General features: G+C 75.6%; 26 protein-coding genes. 4 read left to right on the top strand and 22 right to left on the bottom strand.

Features of this window, described 5'->3' with window-relative positions:
- Positions 1 to 31 precede the first annotated feature (31 nt).
- The 8 genes from ACOQFB_RS09365 to tilS (ACOQFB_RS09330) form a co-directional block, all read right to left on the bottom strand.
- Positions 32 to 760: a pyridoxine 5'-phosphate synthase gene (locus ACOQFB_RS09365; RefSeq protein ID WP_059438868.1), complete on the bottom strand. Its 729-nt coding sequence runs from the start codon at positions 758 to 760 to the stop codon at positions 32 to 34.
- Between the two features lie 76 nt (positions 761 to 836).
- The gene (gene glmM / locus ACOQFB_RS09360) at positions 837 to 2330 is read right to left on the bottom strand and encodes a phosphoglucosamine mutase (RefSeq protein WP_421610368.1); all 1494 of its coding nucleotides are present in this window, start codon (positions 2328 to 2330) and stop codon (positions 837 to 839) included.
- A 9-nt stretch (positions 2331 to 2339) separates the two neighbouring features.
- Positions 2340 to 2729, bottom strand: coding sequence for a YbbR-like domain-containing protein (locus ACOQFB_RS09355; RefSeq protein ID WP_059438867.1), 390 nt, complete (start codon positions 2727 to 2729; stop codon positions 2340 to 2342).
- Positions 2716 to 3597, bottom strand: coding sequence for a diadenylate cyclase CdaA (gene cdaA, locus ACOQFB_RS09350; RefSeq protein ID WP_059438866.1), 882 nt, complete (start codon positions 3595 to 3597; stop codon positions 2716 to 2718). Before cdaA ends, ACOQFB_RS09355 begins: the two co-directional genes overlap by 14 nt.
- A 22-nt stretch (positions 3598 to 3619) precedes the next feature.
- Positions 3620 to 4471: a dihydropteroate synthase gene (gene folP, locus ACOQFB_RS09345; RefSeq protein WP_421610367.1), complete on the bottom strand. Its 852-nt coding sequence runs from the start codon at positions 4469 to 4471 to the stop codon at positions 3620 to 3622.
- Positions 4472 to 4519: 48 nt separating this feature from the next.
- Positions 4520 to 6427 carry an ATP-dependent zinc metalloprotease FtsH gene (gene ftsH, locus ACOQFB_RS09340; RefSeq protein ID WP_059438865.1) on the bottom strand — a complete coding sequence of 636 codons (1908 nt, stop codon included), beginning with the start codon at positions 6425 to 6427 and terminating at the stop codon, positions 4520 to 4522.
- Positions 6428 to 6548: 121 nt separating this feature from the next.
- Positions 6549 to 6761: a tRNA lysidine(34) synthetase TilS gene (gene tilS / locus ACOQFB_RS09335; protein ID WP_494492578.1), complete on the bottom strand. Its 213-nt coding sequence runs from the start codon at positions 6759 to 6761 to the stop codon at positions 6549 to 6551.
- Positions 6758 to 7903: a tRNA lysidine(34) synthetase TilS gene (tilS, locus tag ACOQFB_RS09330; protein ID WP_494492543.1), complete on the bottom strand. Its 1146-nt coding sequence runs from the start codon at positions 7901 to 7903 to the stop codon at positions 6758 to 6760. The genes tilS (ACOQFB_RS09335) and tilS (ACOQFB_RS09330) overlap by 4 nt, the downstream gene beginning before the upstream one ends.
- A gap of 507 nt (positions 7904 to 8410) precedes the next feature.
- Here tilS (ACOQFB_RS09330) and ACOQFB_RS09325 point away from each other — a divergent pair.
- The 4 genes from ACOQFB_RS09325 (at position 8411) to ACOQFB_RS09310 (ending at position 12650) form a co-directional block, all read left to right on the top strand.
- On the top strand, positions 8411 to 8626 hold the full coding sequence (locus ACOQFB_RS09325) for a TIGR04563 family protein (RefSeq protein WP_011420549.1): 216 nt from the start codon (positions 8411 to 8413) through the stop codon (positions 8624 to 8626).
- Positions 8627 to 8774: 148 nt separating this feature from the next.
- Positions 8775 to 10073, top strand: a complete 1299-nt coding sequence (locus ACOQFB_RS09320) for a hypothetical protein (protein WP_421610365.1) — start codon at positions 8775 to 8777, stop codon at positions 10071 to 10073.
- A 183-nt stretch (positions 10074 to 10256) separates the two neighbouring features.
- On the top strand, positions 10257 to 11627 hold the full coding sequence (locus ACOQFB_RS09315; RefSeq protein ID WP_421610364.1) for an ammonium transporter: 1371 nt from the start codon (positions 10257 to 10259) through the stop codon (positions 11625 to 11627).
- 258 nt (positions 11628 to 11885) lie between these two features.
- Entirely contained in the window at positions 11886 to 12650 is a 765-nt protein-coding gene (locus ACOQFB_RS09310; RefSeq protein WP_059438284.1) for a hypothetical protein, read from the top strand.
- A 78-nt stretch (positions 12651 to 12728) separates the two neighbouring features.
- Here ACOQFB_RS09310 and ACOQFB_RS09305 read toward each other — a convergent pair whose 3' ends face one another.
- The 14 genes from ACOQFB_RS09305 to ACOQFB_RS09240 form a co-directional block, all read right to left on the bottom strand.
- Positions 12729 to 13217: a PilZ domain-containing protein gene (locus ACOQFB_RS09305; protein WP_059438285.1), complete on the bottom strand. Its 489-nt coding sequence runs from the start codon at positions 13215 to 13217 to the stop codon at positions 12729 to 12731.
- 13 nt (positions 13218 to 13230) lie between these two features.
- Positions 13231 to 13503 (bottom strand): HU family DNA-binding protein, encoded by a 273-nt coding sequence (locus ACOQFB_RS09300; RefSeq protein WP_011420544.1) that lies wholly within the window; start codon positions 13501 to 13503, stop codon positions 13231 to 13233.
- Between the two features lie 102 nt (positions 13504 to 13605).
- Complete coding sequence (locus ACOQFB_RS09295; RefSeq protein WP_421610363.1) at positions 13606 to 14424, bottom strand: beta-keto acid cleavage family enzyme; 819 nt, start codon at positions 14422 to 14424, stop codon at positions 13606 to 13608.
- A gap of 46 nt (positions 14425 to 14470) precedes the next feature.
- Positions 14471 to 14866 (bottom strand): 3-aminobutyryl-CoA ammonia lyase, encoded by a 396-nt coding sequence (gene kal / locus ACOQFB_RS09290; protein WP_059438287.1) that lies wholly within the window; start codon positions 14864 to 14866, stop codon positions 14471 to 14473.
- Positions 14866 to 15633, bottom strand: coding sequence for a lysine 5,6-aminomutase subunit beta (gene kamE, locus ACOQFB_RS09285; protein WP_059438288.1), 768 nt, complete (start codon positions 15631 to 15633; stop codon positions 14866 to 14868). Before kamE ends, kal begins: the two co-directional genes overlap by 1 nt.
- Positions 15630 to 16178, bottom strand: coding sequence for a hypothetical protein (locus ACOQFB_RS09280; protein ID WP_421610362.1), 549 nt, complete (start codon positions 16176 to 16178; stop codon positions 15630 to 15632). Before ACOQFB_RS09280 ends, kamE begins: the two co-directional genes overlap by 4 nt.
- Positions 16175 to 17749, bottom strand: a complete 1575-nt coding sequence (gene kamD / locus ACOQFB_RS09275; protein WP_059438290.1) for a lysine 5,6-aminomutase subunit alpha — start codon at positions 17747 to 17749, stop codon at positions 16175 to 16177. The genes ACOQFB_RS09280 and kamD overlap by 4 nt, the downstream gene beginning before the upstream one ends.
- Before the next feature lie 97 nt (positions 17750 to 17846).
- A complete protein-coding gene (mnmA, locus tag ACOQFB_RS09270) occupies positions 17847 to 18902 on the bottom strand; it encodes a tRNA 2-thiouridine(34) synthase MnmA (protein ID WP_059438291.1) in 1056 nt (351 codons plus the stop codon).
- A gap of 43 nt (positions 18903 to 18945) precedes the next feature.
- Complete coding sequence (locus tag ACOQFB_RS09265; protein WP_059438292.1) at positions 18946 to 20202, bottom strand: hybrid sensor histidine kinase/response regulator; 1257 nt, start codon at positions 20200 to 20202, stop codon at positions 18946 to 18948.
- Positions 20203 to 20220: 18 nt separating this feature from the next.
- Positions 20221 to 21531 (bottom strand): CCA tRNA nucleotidyltransferase, encoded by a 1311-nt coding sequence (locus tag ACOQFB_RS09260; protein WP_059438293.1) that lies wholly within the window; start codon positions 21529 to 21531, stop codon positions 20221 to 20223.
- Positions 21531 to 21836 carry a hypothetical protein gene (locus ACOQFB_RS09255; RefSeq protein WP_012526402.1) on the bottom strand — a complete coding sequence of 102 codons (306 nt, stop codon included), beginning with the start codon at positions 21834 to 21836 and terminating at the stop codon, positions 21531 to 21533. Before ACOQFB_RS09255 ends, ACOQFB_RS09260 begins: the two co-directional genes overlap by 1 nt.
- Before the next feature lie 155 nt (positions 21837 to 21991).
- Positions 21992 to 22558, bottom strand: a complete 567-nt coding sequence (locus tag ACOQFB_RS09250) for a tail fiber protein (protein ID WP_059438294.1) — start codon at positions 22556 to 22558, stop codon at positions 21992 to 21994.
- A gap of 133 nt (positions 22559 to 22691) precedes the next feature.
- On the bottom strand, positions 22692 to 23102 hold the full coding sequence (locus tag ACOQFB_RS09245; protein ID WP_082100269.1) for a YidB family protein: 411 nt from the start codon (positions 23100 to 23102) through the stop codon (positions 22692 to 22694).
- Between the two features lie 113 nt (positions 23103 to 23215).
- Positions 23216 to 24580 (bottom strand): TolC family protein, encoded by a 1365-nt coding sequence (locus tag ACOQFB_RS09240; protein WP_421610361.1) that lies wholly within the window; start codon positions 24578 to 24580, stop codon positions 23216 to 23218.
- Positions 24581 to 24582: the final 2 nt, after the last annotated feature.

Genomic DNA, 24582 nt, shown 5'->3' with positions numbered 1-24582 from the left:
CCGCTCCTCCCTCGCCGGGCGGCGCCCCGCGCTACGGGCGCGCCTCGCGCAGCAGCTCGCGCATCTCGCGCACCGCGCGCTCGAACCCCACCAGCACCGCCCGCGCCACGATCGAGTGGCCGATGTTCAGCTCCTCGATCTCCGGGATGGCGGCCACCGGCAGCACGTTCTGGTAGTTCAGCCCGTGGCCCGCCGCCACCCGCAGCCCCAGCTTCGCGGCCGCCTTGCAGGCGTCGATGACGCGCGAGAGCTCGCGCCGGCGGTCGGAGGCGAGCCGCGCGTCGCAGTAGCGGCCGGTGTGCAGCTCCACCACCTCCGCCTCGGCGCGGTGGGCCGCCTTCACCTGGTCGACGTCCGGGTCGATGAACAGCGAGACCTCGATCTCGGCGTCGCGCAGCGTCTTCACGACCTTGCGCACGTGCTCGCGGCCGCCCACCACGTCCAGGCCGCCCTCGGTGGTGAGCTCCTCGCGGCGCTCCGGCACCAGCGTGGCGATGTCCGGCTTCACCCCGTAGGCGATCTTCACCATGTCCTGCGTGGCGGCCATCTCGAGGTTGAGCCGGCTCGAGACGGTCTTCCGCAGCACCTGGAGATCGCGCTCCTGGATGTGCCGGCGGTCCTCGCGCAGGTGGATGGTGATCTGGTCGGCGCCGCCCATCTCGGCGAGCACCGCCGCGGCGACCGGGTCCGGGTACTGGGTGCGGCGCGACTGGCGCAGCGTCGCGACGTGATCGACGTTGACTCCGAGGCGTGCGGGCATGGCGGCCGGAGTCTACCGCGGAACCCGCCCCGCCGCCGGACGTTCGTGGGCCGCCCCGGCGGCGGGTCCGCCGCGCCTAGCCGATGGCCTGGCGCAGCTCGGCGGCGATGCCGTCGGCGAGCGCCCGGGCGCGCTTCCCGTCCGGCCCCTCCACCAGCACGCGCACCTTGTTCTCCGTGCCGGAGGCCCGGACCAGCACCCGCCCCTCGGCCCCGAGCGCCTTCTCCGCGGCGGCGATGGCCTTCGCCACCCCGGGCAGCTCGGCGACGGGCCGCTTCTCGCGCACCTCCACGTTGACGAGCGCCTGCGGGAACGGCTCGAAGCAGCGGGCCAGCTCGGAGAGCGGCTTGCCCTCGCGCACCATCACCGCGAGCACGTTCAGCCCCGCCGCGACGCCGTCGCCGGTGGTGACGTGGTCGAGGAACACCAGGTGCCCGGACTGCTCGCCGCCGAACGAGTAGCCGCTCCGGCGCATCTCCTCCACCACGTAGCGGTCGCCCACCGCGGTCCGCACCACCTTGCCGCCGAGCGGCGCGAGCGCCCGCTCCAGGCCCAGGTTGGACATGACGGTGGCCACCACGGTCTTCTTGGCGAGCGCCTTGCGGGCGAGCAGGTCGCGCCCCACCAGCGCCATGATGGCGTCGCCGTCCACCACGTTGCCGTGCTCGTCGGCCAGGATCACGCGGTCGGCGTCGCCGTCGAGCGCCAGCCCGAGGTCCGCGCCGTGGCGCTTCACCGCCCTCGCCATCGACTCCGGGTGCACGGCGCCGCAGGCGTCGTTGATGTTCTTGCCGTCCGGCTTCACGTTGAGCGGGATGACCTTCGCGCCCAGCTCCTCGAACACCGCCGGCGCGACGTGGTAGGCGGCGCCGTGGGCGCAGTCCACCACCACCGTCAGCCCATCCAGCGTCAGCTCCTTCGGGAAGATGGTCTTCAGGAACTGCGCGTAGCGGCCGATGGCGTCGTCGATGCGCTTCGCCTTGCCGATCCGCGTGGCGGTGGGGCGGAGCGCGCGGAACTCCTCGGCGCCGGCGTCGTCCTCGCCCGCGTCCAGCACGAGGCGCTCGATCTGCAGCTCCAGCTCGTCCGGGAGCTTGAACCCGTCCCGCGAGAAGAACTTGATGCCGTTGTCCTGGTACGGGTTGTGGCTGGCGCTGATCACCACGCCCGCGTCGGCGCGCATCGAGTGGGTCACGAAGGCGATGCCGGGCGTGGGCAGCGGGCCGCACAGCATCACGTCCACGCCCATCGAGCAGATGCCCGAGGCGATGGCCTGCTCGAGCATGTAGCCGGAGAGCCGGGTGTCCTTGCCGATCACGATCCGGTGCCGGTGCGGCCCGCTCCGCACGATGTAGGCGAGCGCGCGCCCGAGCTGGAGCGCCATCTCGGCGGTCATGGGGTGCACGTTCGCGACCCCGCGCACCCCGTCGGTGCCGAACAGCCGGCGCGCCACCGGCGCGGGCCGGGCGGCGGGCGGCGCGTGGACGCCGTTGCGGGCGCCGGCGGGGCGGGGCGCGCGGGGTGGGGCGCCGTCGGTGGCGGGGCGGGTGCGGGTCGCGGGGGTGGTCATCGCGTCAACCTATGGGTGGGTGGGAGCGCCTTCAACCGGCGCGCGGTGGAGCTCGACGGAGCCTTGCGCAGGGTGGATCGCGTCCACGCGGAGCCCGCGCGGAAGGTGGAGCGCCTCGGAGCGGAGGTACCAGGTGGCCACCCCGGGACCGGTGCGCGACAGCTCGGCGCGGAGCGCGAGCGCGGACGGGTCGAGGGTGCGCAGGCGGGCCCACGGGCCCGAGATGGCCACGCTCACCTCGGACGGGAGCGCCGGCTCCGGGGCCAGGTCCTTCGGCAGCGTGGCCACGACCGGGACCGCGTAGGTCGCGGTGACCCGGCGCTCCCCGCGGACCACGAGGAACAGGGCGACCGCCGCCGCCACCGCGAGCAGCGCGAGCGCGAGGTCAGATCGCCGCACGGGGCGCTCCCTGCCCGGCCGGGTGGGGGCCGCTCGCGGGCGCGGGGCGCCCGGCGGGGCCGCCGGTGCCGCGCCCCTTGGTGACGAACAGTGAATAGAGCAGCGTCCGGAGCGCCTTCTCGTCGAGCGCGCGGTGCAGCGTGCCCTCGAGCGCGACCGAGACCTCGCCGCGCTCCTCCGAGACGACCACCACCGCCGCGTCCACCTCCTCGGCGAGGCCCAGCGCCGCGCGGTGGCGCGTGCCCAGCTCCTGCGGCGCCTCGGCGGCGGAGAGCGGCAGCAGGCAGCCGGCGGCGGCGAGGCGCGCGCCCTGGATCACCGCGGCGCCGTCGTGGATGGGCCCGGCCGGCAGGAAGATGGACAGGAGCAGCTCGGAGGTGACCGCCGCGTCCACGCGCAGCCCGGAGTCGATGACGTCGGAGAGGTCGGCCGAGCGCTCCAGCACGATGAGCGCGCCGTGCCGGCGCCGGGCCAGCTCCCCGGCGGCCTTCACCACCGCGTCCACGGCGCCGCGCTGGGTGGCGAGGTCGTCGCGCGAGAGCGCGGCGAGCAGGCGCGAGGAGCGGCCCAGCTCGGCCAGCGCGCGGCGGATGTCCGACTGGAACAGGACGATCACGCCGAAGATGAAGGAGTAGCTGAGGAAGTGGCCGAGCACCCAGCTCAGCGTCTCCAGGCCGGCGGCCTGCGCGCCGAGGTACCCGACGCCGAGCAGGAAGAGCCCGAACAGCACGGCCACCGCGCGCGTGCCGCGGATGACGCGGAGCACGCGGTAGACGAGGTACGCGACGAGGCCGATGTCCACCAGCGCGAGCGCGAGGTCGCCGAGGGTGACGTCGGGGCCGATGAGGTAGACGAGGATCCGCTGCAACGGGCTTCTCCGGCGCGGCAGTCTACAGCGGACCGGCCGCGCGCGCCGCTCCGCGGATCGCGGCGGCGACGTCGGCCGCCTGCCGGGCGGCCGCGACGTCGTGGACGCGCACCAGCTCGACGCCGGCCAGCACGCACGCGGTCACCGCCGCGAGCGTGCCGGGCAGGCGCTCCGCCGCGGGCGCCCCGGTGATCTTCCCGATGAAGCTCTTGCGGGAGGGCCCCACCAGCAGCGGGCACCCGAGCGTCCGGAGCTCGCCGATCCGCGCCAGCAGCTCCAGGCTGTGCCGGGCGTCCTTCGCGAAGCCGATGCCGGGGTCGAGCACCACGCGGTCGCGCGGGATCCCGGCCGCCTCGGCCCGGGCCAGCGCGGCGCGCAGCTCGGCGCCGACCTCCGCGACCACGTCGCCGTACGCCGCGCGCGAGGCCATGTCGGCGAAGGTGCCGCGCATGTGCTGCAGCACCACCGGCACGCCCGCCGCCGCGACCACGCCGCCCATGTCCGGGTCGGCGAGGCCGGTCACGTCGTTCACCAGGTCCGCGCCGGCCGCGAGCGCCTCCCGCGCCACCCGGGCCTTCCAGGTGTCCACCGAGATCGGGAGCGTGAACCCTCGGGCGCGCAGCGCGGCGATCACCGGCACCACCCGCCGCAGCTCCTCCTCGGCCGCCACCGGCGGCGCGCCGGGGCGGGTGGACTCGCCGCCCACGTCCACCATGTCGGCCCCCTCGTCCGCGAGCCGCAGCGCGTGCGCCACCGCCGCGTCGCGCTCGAGGAAGCGGCCGCCGTCCGAGAACGAGTCCGGGGTCGCGTTCACGACCCCCATGACGAAGGGGCCAGGCCCGTCGAAGAGCCTGGCCCCGATCCGCATCCGCATCGCGAGGTCGTCTCCGGCCGGCGCCCGCCGGGGCGGGCGCCGCGCCGCTCAGGCCTTGCCCGCCGCGGGCATGCCGCCCACCGCGTCCAGCAGCCCGCCGCGCTTGCCGCCCTTCTCGGCGGCCGTCGGCACCATGGGCTTCGCCGGCGGGGGCCGGCTGATGGTGCCGCCGCCCATGAGCACGTCGATGTCGGCGGCGTCGAGCGTCTCGTACTCGATGAGCGCGTCGGCGATGGCGTTCAGCAGCGGCTGGTTCTCGAGCAGCACCTTCTTCGCCCGCTCGTACTGCTCGGTGACGATCCGGTGCACCTCGGCGTCGATGTCGCGCGCGGTCTGCTCGGAGTAGTTGTGCGCGGTCGCCATCTCGCGGCCGAGGAAGACCTCGCCCTCCTTCTTGCCGAAGGCGAGCGGGCCCATCTTCTCGCTCATGCCCCACTCGCACACCATGGAGCGGGCCAGGTTGGTCGCGACCTCGATGTCGTTGCCGGCGCCGGTGGTCTTCTGGCCGAAGGTGATCTCCTCGGCGAGCCGGCCGCCCATCAGGATCGCCACCTGGTTGAGCGCGAACTCCTGGTTGAGGTTGAGCCGGTCCTCCTGCGGGAGCTGCTGCGTCAGGCCCAGCGCGCGGCCGCGGGGGATGATGGTCACCTTGTGCACCGGGTCGGTGCCCGGGAGGATCTTCGCGACCAGCGCGTGCCCCGCCTCGTGGATGGCGGTGGTGCGCTTCTCCTTCTCGGAGATGATCATCGAGCGCCGCTCGGTGCCCATGATCACCTTGTCCTTCGCGAACTCGAAGTCCTCGATGGCCAGCTTCTCCTTGTTGCGCCGCGCGGCGTAGAGCGCCGCCTCGTTGACGAGGTTCTCGATGTCGGCGCCGGAGAAGCCCGGGGTCCCGCGCGCGATCTGGGTGAGGTCCACCTGCGCGTCGAGCGGGGTCTTCTTGGTGTGCACCTTGAGGATGCCGAGCCGGCCGTTGAGGTCGGGGCGCGGCACCACGATGCGGCGGTCGAAGCGGCCCGGGCGCAGCAGCGCCGGGTCGAGCACGTCGGGTCGGTTGGTGGCGGCGATGAGGATGACGCCCTCGTTCGACTCGAAGCCGTCCATCTCCACGAGCAGCTGGTTCAGCGTCTGCTCGCGCTCGTCGTGGCCGCCGCCCAGGCCGGCGCCGCGGTGGCGGCCGACGGCGTCGATCTCGTCGATGAAGATGATGCAGGGGGCGTTCTTCTTGCCCTGCTCGAACAGGTCGCGCACGCGGCTCGCGCCGACGCCCACGAACATCTCCACGAAGTCCGAGCCGGAGATGGAGAAGAACGGGACGCCCGCCTCGCCGGCCACGGCGCGGGCCAGCAGCGTCTTGCCGGTGCCCGGCGGGCCCATGAGCAGCACGCCCTTCGGGATGCGGCCGCCGAGGCGCGTGAACTTCTTCGGGTCCTTCAGGAAGGAGATGATCTCCTCGAGCTCGTCGCGCGACTCGTCGATGCCGGCCACGTCCGCGAACGTGATCTTGTTGTGGTGCTCGGTCATCAGCTTCGCGCGCGACTTCCCGAAGCTCATCGCCTTCCCGCCGCCGGACTGCAGCTGGCGCATGAAGAAGAAGATGAGCAGGAACACGAAGACGAGCGGCAGGTACTGCAGCACCACCGTCACCCAGAGCGAGTTCTGCTCGGGCTTCTGGTAGGTGAGGTTGACGCCCTTCTCGCGGAGCTTCTCCGCGATGGTCGCGGAGGCGTCGATGGGCCCGGTGGTCACGAAGTCGGAGCCGTCGCGCAGGTGGCCGAAGTAGTCGAGGTCCTTGACGGTGACCTCCTTCACCTCGCCCGCCTCGACCTTCGACATGAACTGCGACCAGTTGTAGGACTTCGCTTCGCGCCCCCGCTGCTCGAACAGCTTCCAGAGCGCGATGAACATCACGATCAGGAAGACCCAGAGCAGGGCGGTCTTGTAGGACTGTCGCAAGGCTCGATTTCCCCTTCGGTGGAGCGTCGATCGACCGGAACCGACGGCGAGGTCCGACTCTTCCGCACCGCGCCCCGCGCCGCCAGGCGCCCGGCCAGGCGACGCCCGGGCCAGGTGCCCGTTATAACAGGCCCTCACCCCCTTTGCAGTACGAGCCGTCCGTCCCCGGCGCGGCCGAAATGCGCACGCGCAGCCCGGCGCCCGAAGGGCCCAGCCCTTCCGCGACGGCGCCCAGCTCCGGAACCGCCAGGACGGCGTCCCCGGGTGCGGCGAGGAGCACCAGCCGGTCGCGCGCCTCGCGCGGCACCTTCCGGTCGATGAGCCAGCGCTTCAGCTTCGTCCCGCCCGGCCCGCCGTCCGGCCGGAAGCGATCCCCGGGCGGCGGGTGCGGAGCGTGAGCGGCCAGGGCACCGCGTCCGGCCGCGCCGCGCCGACCTCCACGACGACGCGCAGCGCCGGGAGCGCGTACCGCCCCGGCCCCGGGACCTCCACCGGCGCGACCTCCGGGGCCGGCGCCGCCGGGCCCGCGAGCAGCTCCAGCCGCCCGTAGCGGCACCGCGCGCGCCGCCCGCCCGGCAGCGCGATCTCGCCGGGCCCCCGGCGCCGGAGCAGCGCCAGCACCGCCGCCACGTGGTGCGCCTCGAGCGCCCGGCCGCTGCCGGTCGCCGCGCGCCAGAGCCGCCGCACCGCCCTGCGGCGCACCGCGAGCGGCTCGCCGCGGAGCGCCGCCACGTCCACGGCGGTGCCGTCGCCGGCGACGGCGCGCGCCCTCCGGTCGAGCGCGCGCTCGTCCTCGCGGGCCAGGTCGGCGGCGCGGGCCAGGGCGCGGTCCGCCGCGGGCGCCACCGCCCGCAGGAGCGGCCAGAGCTCGAGCCGCAGCCGATTCCGCGCGTAGCGGGGGGCGGCGTTGGTGGGATCGTCGGCCCAGCCCAGCCCGAGCGCCCGCAGGTAGGCGTCCCCCTCCTCGCGCGTGCGGTCGATGAGCGGCCGGATCACCACCCCGCGCCGCGGCGGGATGGCCCCGAGCCCGCGCGCGCCGGCGCCGCGGAGCAGGCGCAGCAGCACGGTCTCGGCCTGATCGCCGAGCGTGTGGCCGGTGGCGATCCGCGTCGAGCCGGCGCGGGCCGCCGCCTCGCGGAGCGCGGCGTAACGGACCCGCCGCGCCTCCGCCTGCACGTTGCCGGCGCCGACCGCGAGGCGCCGCTCCTCGAGCGGCACGCCGAGCCGCGCGCACGCGGCGCGGGCCGAGGCCGCCTCGGGCTCGCTGCCCGCCCGCAGGCCGTGGTCCAGGTAGAGCGCCCGCACCTCGGCGAGCGCCCCCGCGTCGCGCAGCGCGGCCAGCGCGGCGAGCAGCGCGGTCGAGTCGGCGCCGCCGGAGAGCGCGACGAGCACGCGGTCCGCCGGGCCGAACAGGCGCCGGCGCCGGGCGGTCTCGAGGACCGCGGCGGGGTACGGGTGGAGGTCAGCGGATCGCATGCAGGAGAGGCTCCTCGGCCCCGGCGCGGAGGCGCGCGGGTCGGGCGCGCACCGGGCCCCGGACCGGGCCGGGAATGCGATCGCCGGCCGACGGGTTCGAGTGGCTGGAGCGCGCAGCCTGCCGCCTTCCCCGTTGCAGCGGCAAGTTGTGGGATCCGTTGTGGAATGCGATGTTGGGTCGCCGGTGTTGACGACCGCGCAGGATGGGACAAGTTTGTGGCGCTGGGCCTAGGGGTCCCCCCCCTCCCCCTCTGGGCCCACGGAGAGCCGGCAGCGATGCCGGCTCTCTTCTTTCGTGCCGCCCGATCCGGCCCATCACCACGCCTCCGTTCCCAGCATCCGCGCGGGGATTTCCTGCGCTCGCGCCCGCCGCGCCGCGCATCGGGTGAGCGAGACCGCGTCGCGCCAGCCTCACGGTGGGTGCGCCCCGTCGGGTGGATGAAAGCTTGACCGACGGAGCGATCCCAGCGTACAACGCCGTCGTTTGCCCCACAGCATGGAGCAGTGATGGCCGGCACCGACAAGCGCAAGCAGTCCCTGTACTTCCCCGAGGACATGCTGAACGAGATCCAGGCGGAAGCGAACCGGCAGGATCGGTCGCTCTCGTGGATCGTCCAGCAGGCCTGGCGCATCGCCCGCGGCGAGATCATGCGCTTCCCGTCCGTCAACGACGTGCTGTCCGGCGTCGCGCGGGAGGACGAGCGCGAGGAGAAGGGCATCTAGCAGCCGCGGCCCTCGCAGCCGACGTCTCGAGAGCTTTCGCGAGCCCGCACCGGTCCATCCGGTGCGGGCTCGCCTTTTTTGCGTCGGTCTTTTGACCCGGGGCATGGGCGGGCAGTACCCTCGCCGTGCCCCCGCCCCCGACCTGCCGATGCGAAAGCCCCCCCTGCCCGACCCTGCCGCGGCGCCGTCCGAGGACGGCTTCGTGGAGCTCGACGACGACTCCTACGCCCCGCCCGCCGACCTCGACGGCGACGGCCCGGCGCGCCCGCGCGCCCCCTCCCCCGGCGCCTCGCGGCCGCCCCGCCGCTCCCGGGTGACGCTCATCGCCGGCGCCGGCGTGGTCCTGCTGCTCGGGGCCGCGCTGCTCGCCTACCGCGCGCACCACCGCCGGCAGGCGCTCCAGGCCGGGATGCAGCGCGCCGAGGAGCTGATCCGCCTCGACACCGCGGCGGGATACCGCGAGGCGGCGGACCTGCTGGAGCCGCTCGCCGCGCTCGACCCGCTGGACGCCGGCAGCCTCCGCGCGTACGCGCTCGCGGCGCTGCACGTGGACTACCGCGACGAGGCCGCCGGCGCGCAGGCCGAGGCGCTCCTGGTCGAGCCCGGCCGCGCCGCCGAGGTGCCGCGCTGGGCCAGCCTGGCGAGCGGGACGCTCGCGCTGTCGCGGCGCAGCCTCGGCGACGCCACCGCCGCGGCCGCCGCGGCGCAGGGCTCGCGCTTCGCCGACGCGCTGCAGGCGCGCATCGCGCTCGCGGCCGGCTCGCTCGCGGCCGCGGCCGACGCCGCCCAGGCCGCCGCCGCCGATCGCACGCTGCCGGCCGGCCTCGCCCTGCACGGCGACGTGGCGCGCCGGGCCCGAGGGGACGCGGCCACCGCCCGCGCCGCGTACGCGGCCGCGCTGACCGCCTCGCCCACCCACCCGCGCGCCGCCTACGGCCTCGCCAAGCTGGCCCTGGCCGGCGAGGCGCCGGCGGCCGACGCGGTGAAGGCGCTGGAGCGCCTCGTGGCGGACACCGCCGGCACGCCCGCGCCCGAGCGCGCCCGCGCGGCGCTGCACCTGGCGGCGCTGCGGATCCGCGCCGGCGACCGCCCCGCGGCCACGGCAGCGCTCGACGGCGCCGGGCTCGCCCCGGGCGCCCGCGACTGGGCCGGCCGCGCCGCCGAGGTGGAGGCGCGCGCCCGCGGTCCCTACCGCGCGGTGGCCGGCGCGCCGCCCGCGGTGTCGAGCGCCTCCGACGACGATCCCGCCGTGGTCCCGGCCGTGCTCCCGCCGGAGCCGAGGCCCGAGCCGCCGCCGGCGCGGAAGCCGGCGGCCAAGCCCGCGCCGGTCCGCAAGGCGACCGCGGCGAAGGCCACCGCCAAGGTGGGGACCCGCAAGGCGGCGACGCCCGCGAAGAAGCCCGCCTCCCGCACGGCGGCGAAGCGCACCTCGCGCACTGCCCGCTGATCGGGCAGCCGGAGCGCGCCGCCGGCAGCGATCTGCCCGCCGGTGGGGCAGCCCGCTGCCGCCGAGCCGGGCAATGCACCGCGAACGGGCGCGGGAACGCCCGGGATCCGGGCGCGCGGCGCCGGCACGGGCGCTGCAGTGGGCGAGCGGGACCGCGCCCCGCGCGCCTGCCCCGGAGGATCCGTGAAGAAGCTCCTCGTCCCGCTGCTGGTCGCCCTGCCCGCGCTCGCCTCCGCCGCCGACCGCATCGACACCGGCGACACCGCCCTCGTCCTCGTCAGCGCCGGCCTGGTGATGCTCATGACCCCCGGCCTCGCGTTCTTCTACGGCGGCCTGGTCCGCGCCAAGAACGTCGTCCACACCATGAACCTCTCGATCGTCTGCATGGCGATCGTGGGCGTGCTCTGGGCGACGGTCGGCTACTCGCTCGCGTTCGCCCCCGGGCCCGGCGCGCTCGACCGCTTGGTGGGCGGCCTGCGCTGGGCCGGGCTCGCCGGCGTGGGCGACGCGCCCGAGCCGTCCCTCGCGGCCACGGTGCCGCACTCGGCGTTCATGCTGTTCCAGGCGATGTTCGCGGTGATCACGCCGGCGCTCATCTCCGGCGCGGTGGTCGAGCGCATGCGCATCAAGGCGTACGTGCTGTTCGTCGCGCTGTGGAGCCTGGTGGTCTACACGCCGGTGGCGCACTGGGTCTGGGCGCCGGGCGGCTGGCTCCGCAACCTCGGCGTGCTCGACTTCGCCGGCGGCACGGTGGTGCACGTGAACGCCGCCGCGGCGGCGCTGGTCGGCGCGGTGGTGCTGGGCCGGCGCCGCGGCCTGCGCGCCCCCACGGTGCTCCCGCACAGCGTCCCGTTCGCGATCCTCGGCGCGGGCCTGCTCTGGTTCGGCTGGCTCGGCTTCAACGGCGGGAGCGCGCTCGCCGCGAACGGGCTCGCCAGCACCGCGTTCGCGAACACCTTCTTCGCGCCCGCGGCGGCGGCCGCCGCCTGGGGCCTCGCCGAGCTGCTGATGCACGGGAAGGTCTCCGGCGTCGGGCTCGCCTCGGGCGCGGTGGCCGGCATGGTGGCCATCACGCCCGCCGCCGGCTTCATCCGGCCCGGCGCGAGCCTGGTGCTGGGCGCCGTCGCGGCGCTCGCCTCCTTCGGCGCCATCCGCCTGCGCCCGCGGCTCGGGCTGGACGACGCGCTCGACGTGTTCGCGGTCCACGGCGTGGCGGCCACGCTCGGCGCGGTGCTCACCGGCGCGCTCGCCACCACCTCGGTGAACGCCGCCGGCGCGGACGCGAGCCTGGCGCTGGTGGGCAAGCAGGCCCTGGGCGTGGCCGTGACGCTGGTGTTCTCCGGCGGGCTGTCCTACGGGCTGTACCGGCTGGTGGCGCTCGTCACCCCGCTGCGCGCCGACGAGCAGGACGAGTGGACCGGCCTCGACCAGGCCGAGGCCGGCGAGCGGGCCTACCTCTCCACCGACCTCGAGACGGCCGGCGCCGCGCCCGGCGCCGCCGCGCACGCCCCGCTGCCGGTGGCGCACCCGAGCCCCGGCTCCAGCGCCGCCTGATCGAAGCCGCCGCCTCGGCGACCCGCGCCCGCCCCCGGCCTCCGGGGGCGGGCGTTGACGTTCCGTGACCTCTCGGTCGGTGAACCCTGGGCGCGTGCCCGCGGCGCGCGCACGCCGCTGCCCCGGCAGCGCTCATCCGCGCCGCCGGCCGCGGAAAACCCGCCAGTTCACGCGGCATCGACCGCGGCACGCGCGCTGCAAACCCGTCCGGGCGAGCGGTCACCCGGCCGCGACGACCACCACGGAGGATCTCACCCGATGAACAGTGCTCTGAAGGCGCTCGCGGTCTCGGCGCTCCTCGCCGTCGCGCAGGGTGCGCGGGCCACGCCGTCCACCACGTTCTGGACGCCGGCGACCACGTACACGCAGCCGGCGCTCGTCCCGCACCTCACCTACGACACCTACTTCGCCGAGCAGGGCGCGCTGCAGATCGACACCGGCCTGGAGCTGGGCCTGTTCAGCCTGCCCTACCTGCAGGCCGAGGCAGGCGTGGACTTCTTCTACCCGGGCGACACCAAGAAGTACGTGCAGCTCAACGCGAAGCTGACGCTGCCCGAGGGCGCGCTGGCGAGCTGGGCCCCGGGCCTGTCCGCCGGCATCGCCAACGCCGGGTTCGAGAAGGACGTGTCCGACTACCACCTCCTCCACGCGACGCTCGGGAAGACCACGCCCCTCGGCATCCTGGGGGTGGGCGGCTACTACGGCGCCGGCTCGAAGGCGCTGTGGACCGGCTCCGACGGCGACGTGAACCGCGCCGGCTTCATGGCGAGCTGGGTGTCGCCGGACGTGACCGTGAACCTGCCCGGCCTGCAGAAGATCATCTTCCTCGCCGACGTGGCGACCGGGAAGAACTGGATGGGCGCGGCGGGCGGCGGCATCGGCCTGTACTTCACGCCGGCCATCGACGTCCTCACCGGCCCGGTCTTCTTCCTCGACCAGGACTACTACAAGGGCGCGACCGGCACCGACTGGATGTGGACGGTGCAGCTCGACGTGGACGTGGAGCTGCTCGCGAAGAAGTAGTGCGGGAGGCGCGCGTGGGTGCGCGTCGGGCGGGGCGCTCCGGGGAACCGGGGCGCCTCGCCGCTTTCCGGCGCCGGCTCAGGCGGTCAGCTGCTCGAGGACGGTGTCGAACACCATCAGCTCGAGGCGCTCGCGCTCGGCCGCCGTGAGGCCGACGAGCTGGAACGAAGCGCGCACGTTGCCCTGCAGCGGCTTCACGTCGGTGACCCGCGCGCGGCAGGCGAGCGTCTCGCCGCCGGGGAGCCGCATCGAGACCTTCACCTCTTCGCCCGCCGGCGGCGCCTTCGCGAGCAGGCAGGCGAACCCGCCGCTCGAGACGTCCACGGTCAGCGCGCGCGCGGCCGAGGTGAACATGTCCAGGTCCACCTGGAGCGCGCGGGCCACGCGCAGCGCCTGCCGCGGCTGCTCGCCCGGCTTCAGCGTGAGCCGCTGGGCCGCGAGCAGCGCGCGGGCCAGCTCGTCGCGGCCGGCGCGGTAGACGTCGGCCTCGCGGCCGGCGAGCGCGCCGGCGCGCGCCTTCGCGTGGAGCGCGCGGAAGTCCTTCAGCCAGTCGGTGAGGCTGCTCATGCGTGGCTCGCGGCTACAGCGCCTTCTTCAGCTCGGGTGCGGGCTTGAACCCGACCGTCTTGGTGGGGGCGATCTGGATCTCGGCGCCGGTCTGCGGGTTGCGGCCCACGCGGCCGGCCCGGCGCTTCACCACGAACGTGCCGAACCCCGGCATCGTGAAGCGCTTGTCCTTGCGGATGCCCTTGGCCAGGTGCTCGAACACCGAGTCCACCAGGAGCGCCACCTGCCGCTTGGAGAGGTCGTCGTGGAGCGCCTGAACCTTCTCGATGAGGTCTGCCTTGGTCATGGAGCGCGCGTCCCCCGCGTGAAACCGCGCGAAGGTAGCTTCCCCTTCCGGGAGCGTCAAGCCAGCGAAGGGATGGACACGCGCACGGACGCGCAGCGCGGCTCACGTGATCCCGAGCAATGCGCGCGCCTCGGCCGGCGTGGCGGGCTCGCGCCCGGCGCGCCCCACCCGCTCCACCGCGAGCGACACCAGCTCGTCCGAGCCCTTCGCCAGCACGCCCTTGGCCGCGTAGAGGTTGTCCTCCAGGCCCACGCGCACATGGCCCCCCATCGGCGCCGCCAGCTCGACCATGGGGAGCTGGAAGCGCCCCACGCCCGCGACCGACCAGTGGACCGCCTCCGGCAGGCCCTCCACCAGGAAGCGCAGGTTCCGCTCGCTCGCGGCCATGCCGCCGGGGACGCCCAGCACGAACTGCACGTGGTACGGCTGCGCCAGGTGGCCCTTCTCCAGGAGCCACCGCAGCGTGTCCAGCATGCCGGCGTCGTAGACCTCGCACTCCGGCACGAGCCGCCGCTCGCGGAGACGCCCCGCCACCTTCACCAGGTCGGGCCGGGTGTTCACGAACACCTCGTCGCCGAAGTTCATGGTGCCCATGTTGAGCGTGCCCATCTCGGCGCCGTCCACCAGCGAGCCGAGCCGCTCGTCGAGCGACATGCCCACCGCGCCGCCGGTCGAGCACTGGATCACCACCTCGCTCCCGGCCGAGCGGACGCGGTCGATGATCTCGCGGAAGTGCTCCGGCGCCTGCGACGGGCGGCCGTCGGGCCAGCGCGCGTGCAGGTGGACCACCGCGGCGCCGGCCCGCCCCGCGTCCACCGCGGCGCGGGCGATCTCCTGCGGCGTGTAGGGGACGGCCGGGTTCTGGGCGCGGGTCACCTCCGCGCCGACCACCGCCGCGGTCACGATCGTCTTCTCGGCCATGAGGGCCTCCCGGCCGCGCCCGGCGCGGCCGAACGGGTGGACCGGCTCAGCGCGCGAGGCGCTGCTTGTCCTTGGGGACGACGCAGGTGCCGGTGGCGCGGCAGACCACCACCGGCTCGGCGAGCACCTCGGCGGCGGAGTCGGAGAGCTCCGGGCGAGGCGAGATCACCTTGCGCGCCTCGAAGCGCATGGCGCGCGAGGTGCTGCCCACCTTCACGATCTCACCCTCCGCCTCGACGTAGTCGCCGGCGTGGACCGGGGCGAGGAACTCCACCGAGTCGTAGGCGCGGAACAGGCCCTCGTCGCCGTCGTGCCGGATGAGCAGCTCGGTGGCGAGGTCGCCGAACAGCGCCAGCATGCGCGCGCCGTCCACCAGGTTGCCGCCGTAGTGCGCGTCGGCCTGCGACATGCGCAGCCGGAGCGCCGCCTTCACCGGGGCCATCAGTGCATCTCCTTGCCCATGCGCTTCAGGACCGACCCGACCACGAAGTTCGCCACGTCGGAGGGCTTGGTGCCCGGCCCGAAGCCGGCGTCGTAGCCCAGCTCCAGCGCCAGCCGGTGGTCGATGCGCGGGCCGCCCAGGATGGCGGTGACGCGCCCGCGGATCCCGAGCCGCTCCAGCGCGTCGAGCAGCTGCCGCGCGTTCTCCTTGTGCACGTCGCGCTGGGTCACCACCTGCGAGACCAGCACCGCGTCGGCGTGGCGGTCGCGGCACAGCTCGGCGAGGCGCTGGTTCTCGACCTGGGCGCCCAGGTTGGTGGCGTCGAAGCAGGCGTAGCGCTCGAGGCCGTAGTCGCCGGAGTAGCCCTTCATGTTCATGATGGCGTCGATGCCGACCGCGTGCGCGTCGGAGCCGGTGCAGGCGCCCAGCACCACGATGCGCCGCCCCACCTCGCGCAGCGCGTAGGCGTTCAGCTCGTCGAAGCCCTTCTTGCGGACCACCACCTCGGGCACCTGGATGCGCCCGTAGTCCACCGCCACGGTGCTGCGCCCGTACACCACGAAGAACGTGTACCGATCGGCCGCCGGCTCCATGGCCGCCACGTGCACCTGCTCCAGCCCCATCTTGCGCGCCACCTCGGCCGCGGCCTCCCGGGCGCGCTCGCCGGGCGGGACCGGCAGCACGAACGAGAGCTGCACCACGCCGTCGTCGCGCCGGTCGCCGTACGGGCGGACCACCTGCCCCGGCTCCCACTCGTGCAGCGTCATGCCTGCCCCCCGATGCGCGCGCTGCTGGACAGCGTCCGCCAGGCGTCGATCGCCTCCGCGCCGGCGGGCGTGCGCGCGGTGAAGAACACCTGGTACTGGCTGCCGCCGTCGCAGGCCGCCCAGGCCCACACGTGCCAGCCGCCGGAGTCGCCCTCGAACGAGAACGCGCGGGCGCCGGCGAAGCGCGTGGGGTGGCGGCGGGCCCGCTCCATCGCCTCGCCGCGCTTCAGCACCGCCTCGGCGTCCGCCAGGCACGCCTGCTCGCCCTCGAACGGCTGCTCCGGCGTGGACACGTCGAGCCGGGCGTTCCCGTCCGGCGCCTCCAGCCGCAGCTTGCGCGCCGATCCCGAGGCGCGCCACGCCTCGGGCGCCTCGAAGCGCAGCCCGCCCACCGTGTACACCAGCCAGCCGGGCCGGCCCGAGGGGACGCCCTCCGGCGCCGGCGAGAGCGCCTCGCGGAGGCCGGCGCAGCCGCCCAGGAGCAGCGGCCCGAGCGCCAGGCAGAGCGCCAGCGCCGCGCGGCCGGCGGATCGCGTGCGGATCATCGCGCGCCCTCCAGGATCTCGAGGAACGGGTTGAAGTAGGCCGGATCGCGGGCCACCACGCCGGACAGCCCCTTGCCGCCGTCCTCGGCGCGCGCCACGTCGCCGAAGCGCGCCCGGGCGATGGACGCGGGCAGGCCGTCGCGGGCCACCTCCTCCAGGAGCGCCAGCGCCTTGCCCAGCGTCTCCCGCGCGCGCGACTCCACCATCCCGCCCGGCCGGAACGTGATCTCCGCGCCCATCGAGCGCCAGGCCCGGTAGACGTAGTCGGCGCCCTTCAGCGCCACGTAGCGGTCCATCAGGAAGGGGTTGTGCATGGCCTCGGTCATCATGCCGAGGAGCTGGATGCCCTGCCCGGTGACCCAGCCCACCACGTCGGACATCATGTCGTAGGCGTGGCTGAAGAAGATGTCGCCCTGCTTGTGCTTGGTGGGCGGCATGTACTTGATGGGCGCCTCGGGGAAGAGCGTCCGCACCAGCAGCGCCTGCGCCAGCTCGCGCGCGATGGTGTCCTCGCGCTCCGGGTCGATCTCGAAGCTGTGGCCGAGCCCGATCAGCCGGTCGGGCAGGCCGGCGCGGTGCGCGAAGCTCTCGTTCACGAACTGCGAGGCGATGACCGTGTGGGCCGCCTCGTCCGCGTCGGCGGTGGTGATGTAGTTGTCCTCGCCGGTGTTGATGAGGATGCCGGCCAGCGCGCAGATGCGGCGGGAGAAGTGCTGGTCGCACAGCGTCCGCTTCATGTTGATGTCGCGGAACAGGATCCCGTACATCGCGTCGTTGAGCAGCATGTCGAGCCGCTCCCACGCCGCCGAGAACGCGATCTCCGGCATGCACAGGCCGGAGGAGTAGTTGGTGAGGTGGACGTAGCGGCGGAGCCTGCGCGACTCGTCGTCGAGCGCCTCGCGCATGATCCGGAAGTTCTCCTGCGTCGCGTAGGTCCCGCCGTAGCCCTCGGTGGTCGCGCCGTGGGGGACGTAGTCGAGCAGCGACTGCGCGGTGGAGCGGATCACCGCGATGACGTCGGCGCCGGCCTGCGCCGCGGCGCGGGCCTGCTCCACGTCGTCGTGGATGTTGCCGGTCGCGACGATGAGGTACTTGTGCGGGCGCGGCCCCACCCCCAGCTCCCCGCGGAGCGCGTCGCGCGCCTTCACCCGCGACAGCAGCTCGTCCACCCCGGCCCGCGCCTCGGCCCGCATCTCCGCCAGCAGCGCCTGCTCCTCGGCGGGCGGCAGCGGCTCGGGGTCGGCGGGGAGCGCGGCCATCCGCTCGACCACGGCGAGCGGATCGGAGGCGCCCCGGCGCATGACGTAGCCCATCCAGTAGGCGGCGCCGCGGTGCAGCAGCTTCTTCTCGTGCAGCGCGTCCACCGCCATGTTCACGAGCGGTACGCCGCGCGGCCCCGCGTCGTGCAGGCCGAACAGGCGCAGGACGGTGCGCTCGATCGAGACGGTGGTGTGCCGCCCGACGAACTCGAGGACCGGGGCGGTGATGCGGTCGGCGAGCGCGCGGCAGCGCTCGACCTGCGCGCGATCGAGGTGGAGATCCGGGACGTGGCGGCCGTCGCTGAGCTGCATGGCGGCTCATGGATTAGGCCGTCGTGCCCTGATGGGCAAGCTTCCAGCCGGGCCCTGCCGGGTGGTGCAGCACGCCCGGCGCGGCGCGGCGCGCGCCTCAGGCGATGCGCCCGCCGCCCACCACCTCGTCCCCGTCGTAGAAGACCGCCGCCTGCCCCGGCGCCACGCCGCGCACCGGCCGCGCCAGGCGGACCTCGGCGCCCGCGCCGCCCGCCGATGCGCGCACCGTGCCGCGCTCGCCCTCGTGCCGGTGGCGCACCTTCACCGTCAGCGCGACCGCGCCCGCCGGCGGCGCCCCGGACACCCAGGTGGCCTCGCGCACCTCGAAGCGATCGCGCGAGGCCTCCTCGGCGCTCCCCACCACCACCCGCGCGGCCGCGGCGTCCAGCCGGACCACGTAGCGCGGCGCCGGACCCGCGATCCCGAGCCCGCGCCGCTGCCCCACGGTGAACCGGTGCACGCCGTCGTGCCTGCCGAGCACCTCGCCCGCGGTGGAGACGATCTCGCCCGGCCGGACCCGCGCCGGGGCGCGCAGCGCGACGAAGTCCCCCGCGTCGCCGCGGGTGACGAAGCAGATCTCCTGCGAGTCGGGCTTCTCCGCCACCGCCAGGCCGGCGCGCGCCGCCTCGGCCCGCACCGCGGGCTTCGCCAGCGCGCCCACCGGGAACAGCACGTCGCGCAGCGCGTCCTGGCCCAGGCCGTAGAGGAAGTAGCTCTGGTCCTTCGCCGGGTCGGCGGCGGTGAGCAGACGGCGGCGCCCTCCCCGCTCCTCGACGCGGGCGTAGTGCCCGGTGGCGAGCTTCGCGCCGAGGGCCCGCGCCCGGGCCAGCAGCCAGTCGAACTTCACCTCGGTGTTGCAGGCGACGCACGGGTTGGGCGTCCGGCCCTCGACGTAGTCGTCCACGAACCGGTCGATGACGCGCTCGCGGAAGCGGGCCTCCACGTTCGCGACGTAGAACGGGATGCCGAGGCGCCGCGCCGCCGCGCGGGCGTCCTCGACGTCGTCCGGGGCGCAGCAGGACCGGCCGCGGGCCGCGTCGGAGTAGTCGGCCACGCGCATGGTGACGCCGATCACCTCGTGCCCCTCGCCGGCGAGGAGGGCGGCGGCGGTCGAGCTGTCGACCCCGCCCGACATGGCGACCAGGATGCGCATGAGGAGTCCGGACGCGGGGGTGTACCGCCGGCCGCGGCCCGGATCAACCGAGCGAGGCGCTGGGCGGCGCCGCCGGATCGGCGGGGGGCTGGTCGGCCGGGCGGACCGGGATCTCCAGCACGAACTTGCAGCCGTTGAACTGGCGGGCCGCGCTCGCCGGCTGGGTGCGCGGCGGGCTCTCGACCCACACGCGCCCGCCGTGCGCCTCGGCGATGCGCCGCGCCACCGGCAGCCCCAGGCCGGAGCCCGGCAGCCGGGCCTCCTCCCCCGCCCGCGCCGCCGCGTGATGCAGCGGCTCGAACACCCGCTCCAGCTCGGCCGGGCCGATGCCCGGCCCCTGGTCGTAGACCGTGAACCGCAGCCGCCCCGGCTCGCGCCCGACCTCGACCAGCACCTCGGCGCCGTGCGGCGAGAACTTCACCGCGTTCGACACGAGGTTGGAGAGCGCCTGCCGGAGCTTCCGCGCGTCGGCGAGCACCGCCCCGCCGCCCGCGTGCGACACCGCCACGTGCAGCCGCGCGTCGCGGATGGCCGGCCGGTGCTCGGCCACCACGTCGTCGGCGAGCTGGTCCGGCACCACCGGCGCCTCGACGATGGGCGCGCGCCCGGCCTGCAGGCTGGCGAAGTCGGACAGGTTGTCCACGATGCGGCTCAGCCGCGCCACCGAGCCGAGCATCGCGTCCACGATCCGGCGCTGCTGCGGCTGGAGCGGCCCGAGCTTGTCCGACTGGAGGATGCGCAGGTAGCCGGCGAGCGGCGTGAGCGGCGTGGACAGCTCGTGCGCGAGGTTGTGCATGAACGCGCTCTTCAGCCGGTCCACCTCGAGCAGCCGCTCGGTGGCGCGGCGCTCGCCCGCGACGGCCGACTCGAGCTGCGCCGCCAGCGTGCCCGAGAACGCCCGCAGCCCGGCCCGCTCGCCGGCCTCGCTGAGCCGCTCGCGCTTGCCGGCGAGGAACGCGCGCACCTCCTCGCCCAGGCGCGCGTCCGGCTCGCGCGAGGCGAAGCCGTCGGCGCCGGCCGCGAGCGCGAGGTCGTGATCCTCCTGCGTCTCGCCGAGCGCCACGAACGGCACCGCCTGCAGCGACCGCTCGCGCTTCAGCCGCGCCGCGAGCGCGTGCCCCTCGAGATCGGGGAGGCGCAGGTCGGCGACGATCACGTCCGGCGGGAGCGAGAGCGCGCGGGCGATCGCGTCGAGGCCCGAGCCGCTCGCGTCCACCGCGAAGCCCTCGGCCTCGAGCAGGGCTCGCGCCCGGTCGCGGCGCGGCCCGTCCTCCTCGATGAGCAGCACCCGCGGCGCCATCGCGAAACCCCGCCTGAATTATAAGGCCCCGCCCCGGCCGGCCCACCACCGGAGCAGCTCGGCCTCGAGCGCCTCGCGCGTGTTCCGGGCGGGATCCTCCAGCACCCGGTCGAGCAGGTGGTGGAGCGCCTCGCCGACGTGGGGTCCCGGTCCCTGGCCGAGGAGCGACATCACCGCGCGCCCGTCCAGGGCGAGGTCGCCGGCCGCGAGCGGCGGCGCCGCCGCGAGCTGCGCGTCGATGGCCGCGCGCGCCCGCCGGACCTCCTGCGCGGCCGCGGCGTGGCGCGCGGGCGGGAGCGTGCGGAGCTCCGCCGCCACCAGCTCGAACACCGACGGCACGCGCCGCGGGCCCGTGCGCGCGAGCCAGCGCCGGATGTCCGCCGGCGCGTCCGGCAGCGCGGCCGGGTGGCGTGCCGCCGGGCAGGCGTACGCCCGGAGCAGCGTCCCGACCTCCTCGGAGAGGCGGCGGGGAAGTCGCAGGCCGAACACGATCCTGGACGCCTCCTCGGGGCCAACCCCGTGCAGCAGGGCCGCGAAGCGCAGGGCCGGCTCGGCGGGGGCGTGGCGGACCACCGCGACCGCGTGGCGGTACGCGGCGAGCGGGAGCGCCGCCAGCGCGGGCAGCACCACCCCGAGCAGCCCGGTGCGGCGGAGCAGCAGCAGCGCGGGCCCGGCGTGCGAGGCGAGCACGAGGCGCGACAGCTCCTCGGCGACCCGCTCGACGCTCACCTTGCGGACCACCTCGAGCGCCCCCGGGATGGCGGCGCGGGTGGCGGGGTCGAGCCGGTAGCCGAGCTGCGCGGCGAAGCGGACCGCGCGCATGGCGCGGAGCCCGTCCTCGCCGAAGCGCGCGGCCGGATCGCCCACCGCCCGGATGCGCCGGCGGCTCATGTCCACGCGGCCGTCGAACGGGTCGCGGAAGTCCGCCTGGAGCGGGTCGTACGCCATCGCGTTCATGGTGAAGTCGCGCCGGGCCAGGTCGGCCTCGAGCTCGGCCAGGAACGTGACCGTGGCCGGGCGGCGGCCGTCCACGTAGTCGCCCTCCCCGCGGAAGGTGGTGACCTCGACCTTCTCGTCGCCCACCAGCACCGTGACGGTGCCGTGGTCGATGCCGGTGGGGATGACGCGCCGGAACAGCGCCATGACCTGCTGCGGCGTGGCCGGCGTGGCGACGTCGAAGTCGGTGGCGGCGCGCGGCCGGTGCAGGAGCAGGTCGCGCACGGCCCCGCCCACCAGCCACGAGCGGTGCCCCGCGGCGGCGAGCCGGCGGAGCACGTCCAGGATCGCCTCGGGGAAGCGCGCCTGCTCGAGGGCGGCGGGGGGCCGCATCAGTGCATCCGGCGCAGCTCCTCGCCGGCGCGATCGAGGAGGCGGAAGTAGAGACGGATGAGCGCGAGGCGCGTGCCCTCGTCGAGCGTGCCGACCGCGCCGCGGGCCACCGGGAGCGGGTCGCGGCAGATGGTGAGCAGCGCCTCGCCGAGCGCGTCGGCCTCCTCGCGCGTCACCGGCTCGTCCGGCACCGCGTACGCGGCGCGGATCTGGTCGGGCTCGAAGAGCACGTGGTGCCCCCGCAGGCCCTCCTCGATGATGACCGCCAGGCGCCCGGGCGCGAGCGACGCGAGCTTCTCCTCCATCCTCACAGGCCTCCACGGTGTCCGACGAGCGAGCGGGCGCAACGTAACCCGAAACGCGCCGGGCGGGGCGAGGATCCGCGAACGGAGGAGCGCGCGCGCCGGCCGGGCGGCCGGGCGCGCGATTCCGGACGATGTCGAGCGGCGGCTCCGCGCGATCAGAGGCGCGACGGGTAGATGCCCTGCGTGCAGATGACGTAGGTGAGGCCGTTCGGGGCGGCCTGGCTGAGGTCGGGCAGCGCGAACGTCGTCCGGCCATCGCCGCCGAACTGCACCCCGATGAGCGAGAACAGCGCCGTGTTCGAGGTGATCGGCACGACCTGCCCGCGCGCCGGCGTCGCGCCCGCGACGGAGCCCGCCACCAGCCACACCTCACCGATGGTGCACTCGCGGCCGCGCCCGTCCACCGCGTAGCCGGGCTCGCCGAAGCGCGCGTCCGGCCCCGGCGGCCCCTCGGGTCCCTGCGGTCCGACAGGGCCCGCGGGGCCCTGCATCCCGGTGAGCCCCATGGGCCCCTGGGCGCCGGCGGGTCCGATCGGGCCCGCAGGCCCGACCGGCCCCACGTCGCCTTGCGGCCCCGGCGCTCCCTGCGGCCCCGGTGGCCCCTGCGGCCCCTCCGGACCCTGCAGCCCCGCCTGCCCCGCCGACCCGGCGTCGCCCGTCGAACCCTTGCAGCCTGCGAGCGCCAGCAGCGCCGCGAGCACCCACGTCCTTCTCACGATCACGCGAACCCACCTCCTGTGGAGCCGGAGGCATACGGTGGGTCCGCGCGCTCGCTCCAGCGGGCATGCGGGATGGGTGTCCGCGCGCGCCACGTCGGCGCGGGACAGGGCCGCTGCCGATCAACGTCGGCGCCCGCTAGAAGAGCCCCTTCAGCGCGCTCCCCAGCTTCTCCTGGAGCGACCCCGCGTCCGGCAGCTTGCCGTCCGGCGTGAGCCGGTCCACCAGGCCCGGCAGCAGCGACGAGAGCTGGCTGGTGAGCGCGCCCGCGTCGAGACCGGTCTGCTGGGCGAGGCCGCGGAGCCGGTCCGCCCCGAGCGCCTCGCCGAGCTGGCCCGGGGAGATGGGCTGGTTCGGGCCGGTGGAGACCCAGGAGCCGATCACGTCGCCCAGGCCCTTCTGCTGGAACGACGCGACCAGCTGCTGGAGCCCGCCGCCCGAGAGCAGCCCCATGACCGCCTGGATCAGCGAGCCCTGCCCTCCCGCCGCGGGCGCCGCGCCGGGCGCGCCGGCGCCGAGTCCCTTCGTCAGCTCGTCGAGGATGCCCATGGTCGACCTCCGTCGTCGTGACGGCGGGAGCGTAGACCTTGGCCACGCACCGCGCGCGGCGCACGCGGGGTGACACGAACGCCGGGAGATCGACGCGCGGCAGCGCCGCGCACCTACCCCCCGTACATCCCCGCCGCGCGCAGGAGACGGAGCGCGGCGAGGTCCGCCGCAAGCCCCTCGTTCACCGCGCCGAGCTCGGCGGTCGCGAGCGCCACGTTCGCGTCGGTGGCCTCCAGCGAGGTGGCCTGCCCGGCGCGGAACGCGACCTCCACGAGCCGCTGGTTCTCGCGCGCCAGCGTCACCTGCTCCTCCGCCTTGGCCCGGTTGGCGCGGGCCGAGGCGAGGTCGAGGCGCGCCCGGCGCACCTCGTCTCGCGCCTGGAGCGCCAGCGAGGCGCGGGTGGCCTCCGCCTCGGCGAGCCGCGCGCCCGCCTCGCGCCGGCCCGCCTCGCGCGCGCCGCCGTCGAACAGCTCCCACTCGAGCGACAGGCCCGCCGCCCAGCTCTCCTCCTTGCCGGAGAAGCCGGCGACGCTGGACCAGCGCGCCTGCCCGAACGCGCCGAGCGTGGGCAGGTACCGCGCGGTGGCCGCCCGCCGCGACGCCCCGGCGGCCTCCACGGACGCGCCCGCGGCGCGCAGCTCCGGGCGCAGCCGCACCGCCTCGTCCTCCAGCGGCGCGAGGTCGGCGGGCAGCTCCGGCGCGGGCGGCGGCACGAGCTCGAAGTCCGTCGCCTCGCCGCGGCCGAGCAGCGCGGCCAGCGTGCTCCTCGCGGCGGCGAGCCCGTTGCGCGCCCGGACCAGGTCCTCCTCGGCGCGGGCGCGATCGATCTGCGCGCGCAGCAGCGCGATGCGCGCGGCGGTGCCGGCCTGCACCTGCACCTGGGCGTCGCGCTCGTGCAGGCTCGCCACCGAGAGCTGCCGCTCCTGGACCTCCACCGCCTTCACGGCCGCGGCGGCGCCGTAGAACGCCTGCGCCACCCCGAAGCGCAGCTCGCGCCGCGCCGCCTCCGCCTGCTCGGCCGAGGCGCGCGCGCTGGCGCCTGCGGCGTCGATCGCGAACCAGAGCTGCGGCGCCAGGACGGCCTGGGTGAGCTCGAGCTGCGCCCCGAGCTGGTCGCGGGCCTGGATGGTCGAGCCGGCCACCTGCGACGGGACGGCCGCGTAGGGGGTCGGGGCGCCGGGCAGGCCGGCGCCGGAGGTGGGCGCGCCCGTGTCACGGATGGTGTAGCCGACCGGCAGCTCCAGCTTCGCCTCGTCGGAGTTGCGGGTGTACGTCGCGCCGACCTTCACCTGCGGGAGGTACCCGGCGCGGACGCGGTCCGACGCGGCGCGCGCCTGGTCGAGCCGCGCGCGGGCGGCGGCGAGGTCCGGGCTGGCGCGCTGGGCCTCCTCCAGCGCCGCGGCGAGCGTGAGCGGCGCCTCGGCGCGGACGGCGAGCGGGATCGCGGCCAGGGCCGCGAGGATGGCGATGCAGATCATGT

Source organism: Anaeromyxobacter sp. Red801 (genome assembly GCF_049201065.2).
Taxonomy (GTDB): Bacteria; Myxococcota; Myxococcia; order Myxococcales; family Anaeromyxobacteraceae; genus Anaeromyxobacter.
The sequence above is the reverse complement of the archived record's forward strand: the minus strand, read 5'-3'. Positions and strand labels throughout refer to the sequence as shown.

Excerpts from the sequence above, each read along its gene's own strand:
- ACOQFB_RS09325 (WP_011420549.1), top strand. The coding sequence starts at position 8,411 with ATGGCCGGCACCGACAAGCGCAAGCAGTCCCTGTACTTCCCCGAGGAC.
- ACOQFB_RS09255 (WP_012526402.1), bottom strand. The coding sequence starts at position 21,836 with ATGGAGGAGAAGCTCGCGTCGCTCGCGCCCGGGCGCCTGGCGGTCATC.
- ACOQFB_RS09265 (WP_059438292.1), bottom strand. The coding sequence starts at position 20,202 with ATGGCGCCGCGGGTGCTGCTCATCGAGGAGGACGGGCCGCGCCGCGAC.
- folP (WP_421610367.1), bottom strand. The coding sequence starts at position 4,471 with ATGCGGATGCGGATCGGGGCCAGGCTCTTCGACGGGCCTGGCCCCTTC.
- ACOQFB_RS09260 (WP_059438293.1), bottom strand. The coding sequence starts at position 21,531 with ATGCGGCCCCCCGCCGCCCTCGAGCAGGCGCGCTTCCCCGAGGCGATC.
- tilS (WP_494492543.1), bottom strand. The coding sequence starts at position 7,903 with ATGCGATCCGCTGACCTCCACCCGTACCCCGCCGCGGTCCTCGAGACC.
- glmM (WP_421610368.1), bottom strand. The coding sequence starts at position 2,330 with ATGACCACCCCCGCGACCCGCACCCGCCCCGCCACCGACGGCGCCCCA.
- kamE (WP_059438288.1), bottom strand. The coding sequence starts at position 15,633 with ATGACGCTGCACGAGTGGGAGCCGGGGCAGGTGGTCCGCCCGTACGGC.
- ACOQFB_RS09240 (WP_421610361.1), bottom strand. The coding sequence starts at position 24,580 with ATGATCTGCATCGCCATCCTCGCGGCCCTGGCCGCGATCCCGCTCGCC.
- ACOQFB_RS09300 (WP_011420544.1), bottom strand. The coding sequence starts at position 13,503 with ATGACCAAGGCAGACCTCATCGAGAAGGTTCAGGCGCTCCACGACGAC.
- ACOQFB_RS09320 (WP_421610365.1), top strand. The coding sequence starts at position 8,775 with ATGCGAAAGCCCCCCCTGCCCGACCCTGCCGCGGCGCCGTCCGAGGAC.
- mnmA (WP_059438291.1), bottom strand. The coding sequence starts at position 18,902 with ATGCGCATCCTGGTCGCCATGTCGGGCGGGGTCGACAGCTCGACCGCC.
- ACOQFB_RS09295 (WP_421610363.1), bottom strand. The coding sequence starts at position 14,424 with ATGGCCGAGAAGACGATCGTGACCGCGGCGGTGGTCGGCGCGGAGGTG.
- ACOQFB_RS09305 (WP_059438285.1), bottom strand. The coding sequence starts at position 13,217 with ATGAGCAGCCTCACCGACTGGCTGAAGGACTTCCGCGCGCTCCACGCG.
- ACOQFB_RS09310 (WP_059438284.1), top strand. The coding sequence starts at position 11,886 with ATGAACAGTGCTCTGAAGGCGCTCGCGGTCTCGGCGCTCCTCGCCGTC.
- ACOQFB_RS09365 (WP_059438868.1), bottom strand. The coding sequence starts at position 760 with ATGCCCGCACGCCTCGGAGTCAACGTCGATCACGTCGCGACGCTGCGC.
- ACOQFB_RS09245 (WP_082100269.1), bottom strand. The coding sequence starts at position 23,102 with ATGGGCATCCTCGACGAGCTGACGAAGGGACTCGGCGCCGGCGCGCCC.
- ACOQFB_RS09280 (WP_421610362.1), bottom strand. The coding sequence starts at position 16,178 with ATGATCCGCACGCGATCCGCCGGCCGCGCGGCGCTGGCGCTCTGCCTG.
- kamD (WP_059438290.1), bottom strand. The coding sequence starts at position 17,749 with ATGCAGCTCAGCGACGGCCGCCACGTCCCGGATCTCCACCTCGATCGC.
- kal (WP_059438287.1), bottom strand. The coding sequence starts at position 14,866 with ATGGCCCCGGTGAAGGCGGCGCTCCGGCTGCGCATGTCGCAGGCCGAC.